This window comes from Acinetobacter rongchengensis, assembly GCF_003611475.1.
In the GTDB taxonomy this organism is placed as follows: domain Bacteria; phylum Pseudomonadota; class Gammaproteobacteria; order Pseudomonadales; family Moraxellaceae; genus Acinetobacter; species Acinetobacter rongchengensis.
Genome location: NZ_RAXT01000085.1, coordinates 1 through 7,590, shown reverse-complemented (window position 1 = coordinate 7,590; position 7,590 = coordinate 1). Strand labels below are relative to the sequence as shown.

Below are 7,590 nucleotides of genomic sequence, written 5' to 3'. Positions count from 1 at the left end.
AACCTGATTTTTTTTAAAAAATGCTTTTTTATAAGAATTATAAGAATTATAAGAATTATAGACCCCCCTCCAGCCCTTGTGCCACAAGGCTTTCAGCCTCTATAAACGTACAAACCCCACGTTATAAACGTACAAACCCCACGTTATAAACGTACAAACCCCACGTTATAAACGTACAAACCCCACGTTACAAACGTACAACTTGAAAAATTGTCCGCTTATAGTAATATAGACGGACAACATAAAAATTTATCCGTTTAATGGAATGGTTTAAATGAGTGAGAATCAATTTGTATCAAATCCGATTTTTTACTCGGACGACAAGAAAGATATTTTGATTTCAAAATCGAATACCCTGATCGAAGCAGGATTTGATTTAACTCTTGCTGAACATGATCTAATGACCCTTGCTATAAACAAACTACACAAGCAAGGCACAGGCAACCACGAGGTATTTATCACAGCACAAGAATTTGCTGTTGCTAATCAGATTTCAGAAAGCCATGCCTATCAGCAGTTAAAAGCTACGGCAAATACATTGTTGAGTAGACAATTAAAATTTCAGTTGTATATTGACTTGGATAAAAAACAAAACAAAGAACCCCATGCTGTTTGTGTAGTTCCTCCTAAACATGGACGTTATGAAACAGTAATAACAGAACATAATTGGCTACAAAGTGTCGGTTATGCTGATAAAAGTGGTTTTATTTATCTTCTTTTTTCTGACCCTTTAAGATTTCTAATTGATAAAACTGGTGATGCCTATACAAATTATAATTACAGCAAAACCATAGATATGACATCTTTTAATGCAAAACGTCTGTATGAATTGATTTGTAAATGGAAAGACTTGGGTAAAACAAAATCAATGCATATTGATGAATGGAAGGAATTTTTTGGTGTTCTTGATAAATACCCAAAGGTTTTTGACTTTAAGCGTAGAGTTTTAGAGCCAGCAATTAACGTTGTCAATTCTCAAGGTGAATTTACTTTAACGCTAAAACAGGAAAAAGTAGGGCGAATTATCACCCATTTTCAAATCTTAATTAAGAAAAATACTATAGAGAATCCAACAAAATGCACTAAAACCATTGATATGTTTGATAAACCAACAGACACGTTTATACGTATGTCAGAGGCTCAACTAGACACGTTTGCAAGCAAATTAGCAGACTTAAGTGAAGTACAGGCAATGGCGAATGTAGGTGAAGAAATGCCAAGTTTTAAAGCTCGGTTACGCTCAATGCTTAAAGACCCTGAGAAACAGAAGAAATTAACCCCTTATTTGGCACAAGTCGGTTTTAAATCAAAATAAAAAAATGATTGACCTAATTGTCTCTTTAAGATAAAAAACCGCTGTTTTATACAATAACAATCTAGGACTTAAATTGAAAAAGATTATTGCCTCATGTTCTTTATGCTTTTTTCAGCTTTCACATGCTGATCTTCCGCTTACTGTTGAAAACTTGATCTCAGATAAAGGTAAGGTAACAACTGAGTTTGGTCTGACTTATGGCAACAACAAGATAAACAACACAAAAGTGGGGGGCTATATTCCTGTTCAAATCTCTGACTCATCTTTTATTAATGTGCCAACCAATATTCGAAGTGAACAGCTCCAAAATGAGTATCTCGTGACAACACTTGGTCTTAAATATGGGCTGATCAAAGACTTGGATGTCAGTTTACGAACCAATCTACTTTACACATCAAATCGATTCTTAGATGTGAATTCTGAGGAAAAATCTAAGAATGAGACTGATATTTCAGATATTACAATCGGACTAAATTATCAATTTCTACAGGATGCAAAGTACCCTGCCTTAGTTGCTTTTTTGGAAACCTCTATCCTTGAGAAAAATGAGAAAGAAAACTCAACTTTTTCAAGTTGGAGTGCTGGAATTACAACCTATCGATCTTATGATCCTATCGTTTTATCACTGACGACTGGATATAAGTACAGCCTTGAAAGAAATATTAATGCTGTAGATGAATATAAACCTGCTGATTTATTTTTCTTCAATCCACAAATTGCTTTCTCTGCTAATGATCTTATTTCGTTGATTGCAGGCTTAAACTTCAAAACTATCGATACTCAAAAGCTCAATGGGCAAATTATGGAAAAAAAACGTAATAATATAGATTATAGTTTTGGAATAGGTTTAGGCTTAGATGACAAGTCTAATCTCAGTATTTTGGCAACCTCCCGCCAAGATTTTAATAATTCAAATGAGATTCGTTTGAATTACAATAGAAAATTCTGATAAAATAAATACTTAATTATAAACTTAAACTAAAAATATTTTTTAACAAGGGTGAAATATGAAACTATTAATATCAACAGCATTAATTTCTACTGCTATGATTGCAACATCAACAATGGCTCAACAACCATTACAAGCATCAACGACTTTAAATACCGTAGAATTAAACACTATTTTTGATGCTTCTCAGTTCGAAAACATTCAAGCGACTGAACTTTCTAATCAAGAAATGAAAGATACTCAAGGGGCTATAGCTCCATTAGTTGCTGTCGGAATAATGGCTGGTGGTCGATTCATTGTTCAAAGATATGTTACTCAAAGTATAGCAAGATCGATGGTACAAAGTGCTGGTAATAATGCAATAAGACAGAATCAAATTTGGGGAGTAATGGCTAATACTCGATCTCAAGCGAGTAATATTGTTGGACGTAATGGTATAAGAGAATTTCATCAAGGAGCTGGACAAAGATTTACTCATTACCATACATCAAATAGGAATGGTGCTCATGTATGGTATGGTAGCCCTCGATAAAAATGTCTATATTTAGCTTTGTTGTTATAGAGACAAAAAGTATTTTAATCGAAAAGGATAGATATAGGAAACATGATTTCATAAAAATGGATAATGGCTTTTATATCTATTCCCGCCAACAACCCCCTTCAATAATAGATAGTGAAGGAATTCTGAGTTCAAAATTCCTAGAATTTATTTGTATGATTACTAAAGAGGTAAAGTGTGATGTGTTTTTTATAATAACTGATTTAAAAAATGATGATTTAAAGATATCCACTAACAATTTAGCCAGCAAATCAATTATCATTCAAAGTAATAATTCTATGAATTTAGATTTACTTTATAGATATCCATACATACTGTGAGTTAAAGATGATTTACGATGTAAAACTACATGGTGAAAACTACAATTTCATAAATGAAAAGAATGAAACGATCGCTACTGGTTTTTTCGTTTATATTTTTGTGGAATCAGATGATATTAAAGAAGTTGAATCATTGGCAATATCAAAATTAATGCAAAATGAATTATATGTAGAAAATATAAAGCCTGCTGAAACTATAAAGTATAGTATATCTATAGAAAGCATAGAAAAATTAAATGAAAATTCATTAAACAACAACACTTTAAGCGAATTTATTCTATACAAGGAAGACGATATCAAAGAAAATTTCTCATAGTAACTAGTAGATTTTTTGCTTAAATACTCTATAAAAATATTCTTTAAAAGTATTTATTTGTTTTTTTAAGTTTTTTTAATCTAAAATTTAAATCAATAACTCAAATTTTAACAACAGAGATATTCTGTATGTAAGAGTTAAGGGGTTCTATGGAAGTAAATGGTTTACTATCATTAACACTGAATGCTGTTATCTGTACAATTATTGGATTTTTTATTATTGGTAAAATACTGGAGAAAATTAAAAATAAGAATAAAACTTTTGCTGCCATATATTTTTTTATATTATTTACTATTATAAGCTTTTTAGCTCTCACGTTCATAGACTATAAGAATAATAGGATTCCACTTGAGTTAAATGCTTTTATTAAAAAAATTTCATTTGTATTCATAGATAGTATGGCTCTTTCTTTAATAGTATGTATATTTTTTTCATTTATGATACTAATTCTATATATTTTTGATCATAAAAAATAGGAATATATATGAAATACAACATACTTACTAAGAATTATTTATGAATAAGCTTTTCATTAGCCTAATATTAATGACACAATTCACTCATGCAAATCCCATTTACTTCAATCACTACCACAATGAGATTAAAGTAAAATCATGGAAACAAATCCGTGATCATAATATCGTAAAACAAGATCTTGATTTTTCTTGCGGTGCTGCATCGATTGCAACCCTTCTTAATGGTTATTACAACCAAAAAGTAACTGAAGAAGAAGTTTTAAAAATCATGGATAAGGGTGACCTTATGGCATCCTTTGACGATATGCAGAAAGCATTAAATAAATTAGGTTTTCAAGCAAAAGGTTATGCTGTATCACTAGACACATTAGAGAAGTTGAAAATCCCAGTCATTGCTTATATCAAACATAGAAAAAATGATCATTTTACCGTTATTTCAGGCATTAATAACAATTTCGTCAGAATTTCTGACCCATCGCTAGGACAAAGAACACTAAGTACATACCAATTTAAAGAAATGTGGGAAACTCGTGCTGATGATCACTTAAAGGGAAAAATTTTAGTGATTCTTCCTAAGGATCAATCAAGTAATTCAACATTTTTTTCGAAAGATATTAGGCTCGCAACGACACAGGCAATTAAATTACTCGCATCTCAGCGCTAAGGATACTCTCGTTTTGTGTGTAGGATATTTAAAATATTAATAGCAGTTGAGGTGACTTGATATACAACTAAATAGTTTGGATGTAGAATTTTCTCTCTTGTTCCATCAACACGTCCAAGCCGACCACTATAAGGCATATCAGCTAATCTTTCCGCAGTCTGTAATATCTCATTTTCTAAAGTTAAAGCTGCTATTGGATTATGATCAAATATATAAGTCGTGATACTTTCCAAATCATTAATTGCTGTTTGCTTCCAATTAATGATTAACATTATTTAGACGTTCCTCTCGAAGCTTTTTCATACGAGCAACGACTTGATCATGGGCAACAAGAGGACGAGTATCCATTAGAGAAGCTTCAACCTTGGCTTTAAACCATTTGTTATAGCTTTCTTCTTGATCAGAACTCTCAAACTCAGACACGATCGGATCAAACTTTGTATTCATATGTGGAACCCATTTGAGTATTAATTCAGCAATTTTACTACCTACTGTATGAAATAACTATATTCCGTTTCACATCTCAAAATCCATACCTCGGCTTTTCTTAGGTTGGGGCTTCTCCATTTCCTTTTGCTGTTCTTTCATTTGGACGATATTCGCTTCAATAGTTCGGATGTTTCGAGCAAATTCTGCTGTGCACTGGCTACTTGTGACGAGACTGAACGCTGTACAGTTGAGATTTTCTCCAGTACGTCCTCGCAGTTCGCTGTAATTTGGCTCATCTCTCTGACTTTGCCATTGATCTGCTCGATATAGGTGGCTGTACTGCGTTCTAGCTCGTGAAATTGTTTTTGCATTGTCGCCAATGATTTCTGTGCTTGCTGTAAGCTTTGCTGATCGCTCTCGATTGCCTTTGACTGCGCTGACAAGGCTTGAATAATCTTGGTTTGCATTGTGTCTAAAGCTTGCTGTTGCTTCTGCAATTGCGCTTGTTGTTGCAGTAATTGTTGCTGTTGTTCTTCGATGATTTTCAATAATTGTGTTTCTAATTCGGTCATCGTTTAATACCCCATTGGAATCATGTAGCCGTTCTGCCATTCCCCTGCGTTCTTGTTGATCTGAATACATAGCCGCTGAGCTTTGCTGTCTGGTCGCTTGCATGTACTGAACGTCAAACTGCCCCCCGATCGGTTCAGGTGATCCACTCGCATTTGCTTCTCGTTGATTGCCATATTCAGGGTCTGTATTTCGCTGTACTTGTTTTTGCTGACGAGACCGAACGAGAAAATCGCTATAAGCAAAATAACTGCTGCTGAAATCAGTCCCATATTCAAAATGGTAAGCTGTTTCAGTAGGCTTTTGTTCTGTGCTTGCTGTTCTTCGGTCTGTATCTGCTCGTTCATTTGCTTTAAACGGCTCAATTTGGACTGTAGCAAGGCTTGGTACTGCTCTAACTGCTTCTCGATCTGCTTTGAACTGTTCTGTATGTTCTGCGCTAATTTCTCGTCTGACTGTTGGATAGCGGTCGTTGTGATATTGGTTCTTGTGCTCAAGCTGTCTTTGATATTCTGTGACGTTTGCTCGATACCGTTCGCCAGTTGTTCCTCGATATTCTGCAATTCGCTGTTGTACTTCTTGTCGATATTCGCCAGTAGCTCTAAAGCCTTGCTCATAAACCTCGCCCTCTAAACGAATGGGGCGTTTTGCGCCCTCGTATGGGTTTTCAATAGATATGGAATTTTTAACTTGTCGTGTGACTTTAATTTCATTCGATTCTAGCCACTGCACCAATTCTTGCCGATCGGCAAATTTGCCATCAACCACAGCTTGGCAAATCCGTTGGTGTAACTGTTCTTTAAAATCCTTCACATCCTTGGGTAAGTTCTTCTTATTGATTAAAAGCTGCTGATTGTTCGGATCATTGGGGTCATACAACCTATGTTCTGCATTGGTAATTCTCTTAAACAGATCCACTCGATCTAAATCAACGGGTGCATAGAATGGCTGTAGCCGTTTGCCAGTTGAAAGCTCGACATTCGGAATCACAAAATTTAGCTCAAGCCTTGTCTTTCCTGTGTCCTGATTTACTTTATCTTGGTGCTGTACCCATAAAATTTGATACTGATCTTGATCAAGACCTGGGAAAAGACATTGCTCAAAATTTTGCATGATCTGCTGCTTATTTTGGTCAGATAAATCATGCTCGTAAAAAGACAAACAACCACTAGTATATTTTTTGGCAAAAGGACTACTATCAATCAGTTGAGCGGTTAATTCGACATCACCATTTAACACTATGGCATTTTCACGCTCTCTATCTTCACCTAACAAATAATCGAGACAGCCTTTAGACAAACCTGAACCATACCGAAAGAAATCAACGATCATCTGGACGTATCTCCCTAAGCTGCTGATCTATCGAAATCAACAAATGAAGTAACTTTACTTTGTCAAACGTCCCAGTACCTGCAATATCAGTATTAATCGCTTTAGCAATTTGATTAACGTTATTACCTATTCGGCTTAATTCTAAGATTAGTTCTCGCTCTATCTTGCTATATGAAGATTCAACAATCTTGGTTGTTTTAATTTTTTCGTCATCATCTGCTTTGGAATTATGAATCTTTGTTGCTTTCTCTACTGCGGACTGACGTAGCAACTTTGCAATCGAACCAAAAGGGTTATTGGTATCAAGCAATTGGTACTCTGATTCTGAAAGTCTGACTTTAAAAGTTCTTTCTCGCACTAACTTTGTTGTCTTTGTCTCTGAACTATCATTCATTTCAATCAATCCAAAATTTGACGGTCGTCAAATTCTTAAATGGAAAATCTTTGATTTTTCTTTTAAGAATTTTTTGGGGGTATCGGGGGTGAAGCCCCTGATCAAGGTCACAGATTATCATTATTGAACGAAGTGAAATAGGGGTAACTGTGTATCCTTGCTTATTAAAAAATAATCTAAGTAAAATCTAACTGAAAAACATATCTTTTTCATGCCTTTTTTTGTAGTTAAAACTGGATTAGCTATTGAGGAAAAATAATCAATAA

At 34.3% G+C, this 7,590-nt stretch carries 9 protein-coding genes; 5 read left to right on the top strand and 4 right to left on the bottom strand.

Annotated elements, in window-relative coordinates; all coding sequences use genetic code 11:
* The first annotated feature begins 274 nt into the window (after positions 1-274).
* From D7V20_RS18020 to D7V20_RS17990, 5 genes are all read left to right on the top strand, one after another.
* Positions 275-1,315 (top strand): replication initiation protein, encoded by a 1,041-nt coding sequence (locus tag D7V20_RS18020; RefSeq protein WP_120385298.1) that lies wholly within the window; start codon positions 275-277, stop codon positions 1,313-1,315.
* A 73-nt stretch (positions 1,316-1,388) separates the two neighbouring features.
* Positions 1,389-2,264 (top strand): hypothetical protein, encoded by an 876-nt coding sequence (locus tag D7V20_RS18015; protein WP_120385297.1) that lies wholly within the window; start codon positions 1,389-1,391, stop codon positions 2,262-2,264.
* A gap of 58 nt (positions 2,265-2,322) precedes the next feature.
* The gene (locus tag D7V20_RS18010) at positions 2,323-2,796 is read left to right on the top strand and encodes a hypothetical protein (RefSeq protein ID WP_120385296.1); all 474 of its coding nucleotides are present in this window, start codon (positions 2,323-2,325) and stop codon (positions 2,794-2,796) included.
* Between the two features lie 354 nt (positions 2,797-3,150).
* A complete protein-coding gene (locus tag D7V20_RS18000; protein ID WP_004679450.1) occupies positions 3,151-3,459 on the top strand; it encodes a hypothetical protein in 309 nt (102 codons plus the stop codon).
* A gap of 516 nt (positions 3,460-3,975) precedes the next feature.
* The gene (locus tag D7V20_RS17990; protein ID WP_120385293.1) at positions 3,976-4,599 is read left to right on the top strand and encodes a C39 family peptidase; all 624 of its coding nucleotides are present in this window, start codon (positions 3,976-3,978) and stop codon (positions 4,597-4,599) included.
* Here the strand turns inward: D7V20_RS17990 and D7V20_RS17985 are convergent.
* The 4 genes from D7V20_RS17985 to D7V20_RS17970 form a co-directional block, all read right to left on the bottom strand.
* Positions 4,596-4,871 (bottom strand): type II toxin-antitoxin system RelE/ParE family toxin, encoded by a 276-nt coding sequence (locus D7V20_RS17985; protein ID WP_120385292.1) that lies wholly within the window; start codon positions 4,869-4,871, stop codon positions 4,596-4,598. The two genes, D7V20_RS17990 and D7V20_RS17985, sit on opposite strands and share 4 nt — an antisense overlap.
* Complete coding sequence (relB, locus tag D7V20_RS17980; protein WP_120385291.1) at positions 4,858-5,046, bottom strand: type II toxin-antitoxin system RelB family antitoxin; 189 nt, start codon at positions 5,044-5,046, stop codon at positions 4,858-4,860. The genes D7V20_RS17985 and relB overlap by 14 nt, the downstream gene beginning before the upstream one ends.
* A 69-nt stretch (positions 5,047-5,115) precedes the next feature.
* Positions 5,116-6,930, bottom strand: a complete 1,815-nt coding sequence (locus tag D7V20_RS17975; protein ID WP_120385290.1) for a relaxase family protein — start codon at positions 6,928-6,930, stop codon at positions 5,116-5,118.
* A complete protein-coding gene (locus D7V20_RS17970) occupies positions 6,920-7,324 on the bottom strand; it encodes a MobC family plasmid mobilization relaxosome protein (RefSeq protein WP_018680083.1) in 405 nt (134 codons plus the stop codon). The genes D7V20_RS17975 and D7V20_RS17970 overlap by 11 nt, the downstream gene beginning before the upstream one ends.
* Positions 7,325-7,590: the final 266 nt, after the last annotated feature.

Coding starts and splice junctions, on each gene's coding strand:
- D7V20_RS18020 (WP_120385298.1), top strand. CDS start 275: ATGAGTGAGAATCAATTTGTATCAAATCCGATTTTTTACTCGGACGAC.
- D7V20_RS18010 (WP_120385296.1), top strand. CDS start 2,323: ATGAAACTATTAATATCAACAGCATTAATTTCTACTGCTATGATTGCA.
- D7V20_RS18000 (WP_004679450.1), top strand. CDS start 3,151: ATGATTTACGATGTAAAACTACATGGTGAAAACTACAATTTCATAAAT.
- D7V20_RS17990 (WP_120385293.1), top strand. CDS start 3,976: ATGAATAAGCTTTTCATTAGCCTAATATTAATGACACAATTCACTCAT.
- D7V20_RS17985 (WP_120385292.1), bottom strand. CDS start 4,871: ATGTTAATCATTAATTGGAAGCAAACAGCAATTAATGATTTGGAAAGT.
- relB (WP_120385291.1), bottom strand. CDS start 5,046: ATGAATACAAAGTTTGATCCGATCGTGTCTGAGTTTGAGAGTTCTGAT.
- D7V20_RS17975 (WP_120385290.1), bottom strand. CDS start 6,930: ATGATCGTTGATTTCTTTCGGTATGGTTCAGGTTTGTCTAAAGGCTGT.
- D7V20_RS17970 (WP_018680083.1), bottom strand. CDS start 7,324: ATGAATGATAGTTCAGAGACAAAGACAACAAAGTTAGTGCGAGAAAGA.